The organism is Dellaglioa sp. CoH-57-MRSF-20 (assembly GCF_056781955.1).
The window spans coordinates 1-660 of sequence record NZ_JBXAXV010000015.1 but is presented as its reverse complement, the minus strand read 5'-3'; the positions used below and the strand labels follow the sequence as shown (position 1 = coordinate 660).

The 660-nt window shown below is 54.1% G+C and carries 1 protein-coding gene; it reads left to right on the top strand.

The features are described 5' to 3' along the window. Positions 1–462: hypothetical protein (locus AC1RPN_RS07720; protein WP_481763640.1), on the top strand; the 462-nt coding region annotated here is incomplete at its 5' end. Positions 463–660 lie beyond the last annotated feature (198 nt).

The following is a 660-nucleotide window of genomic DNA, read 5'->3' as shown; positions in this document are numbered from 1 at the left end:
AAAACGACGGGCATCGCAGCGGCCCCCAAAAAAGCCAAGGACCCGGGCATTGTGTACGTCGAGCAAATCGAGGCGTACGCAGTGCTTCTGGAACTCCAGTACAAGATTCCGATCGAAGGAATCATGGATGCGTTCATCCTACGTGACAATCCGAACAAAGACCCTGCGGTCTTCGTGAAGAAGCTGACGGACGAAAACCGCACTGTCATCAAGAAGCGGCTCAAACGCTATCTCAAGATGCATGCTGCGGCACTCGATGCTTCGACACTCGAAGAAGCTTTGGAGCTGGTCGAGTACCCACGCTGTAAAAATCCGTACTGTCCAGTCTGCAAGCTGCCGGAAAAGACACTCCGTGCCGAGATCAAGAAGGCATACAGGAACGGAAAGGCTGCGGGCCACGTGCCGATCCGGGGCATGGCCGAGCGTGCTGTGGCCGCTAAAAAGAAACGCCGTAGTAAATAAGGAACGTGAGGGACTTAGGTCCCTCTTTTCCGTTGGGAGAACACTTTGAATTTGGTTGTCAAATATCAGCGCCAATGTATACCGTCGATCGAACGTATCAAGAGCTTGCTGGATTTGCCCGGCGTCGTGCGGGCACAGCGACTGGATCAGGTCTACGCAGACCTGCGCGTCGAGGATGAGGACGTGCAAACATTTCTC